Here is a 229-nt window from a genome sequence, read left to right as displayed (position 1 = left end):
CCCCATTTGGCAGCCGTCTGCTCTGGGTGATCTGCAGGGAGGGAATGTGCACTGCAAACCCCACCCTTTTACTATTTGGGTCCATGGAGCCATCTGTATAAATCTGCACATGGTCTGCCCATTCCTGCTGCATCCTCTCCCTCACCAGCTCATCTGGGTCTCCACTACCCTTCTCCCTCTTCCTCTCTGCTATTGTGAAGTCCACCTCCACACTTGGTAGCAGCCATGG

The 229-nt window shown here is 54.6% G+C and carries 1 protein-coding gene; it reads right to left on the bottom strand.

Translation table 11 applies throughout. The features are described from left to right. The coding region (locus IEQ44_RS17560) for a ribonuclease H family protein (RefSeq protein WP_227487741.1) at positions 1-211 on the bottom strand (211 nt) is incomplete at its 3' end. Positions 212-229: the final 18 nt, after the last annotated feature.

The organism is Nocardioides malaquae, from assembly GCF_015070385.1.
Taxonomy (GTDB): Bacteria; Actinomycetota; Actinomycetes; order Propionibacteriales; family Nocardioidaceae; genus Nocardioides; species Nocardioides malaquae.
This window is presented reverse-complemented; position numbering and strand designations above follow the sequence as displayed.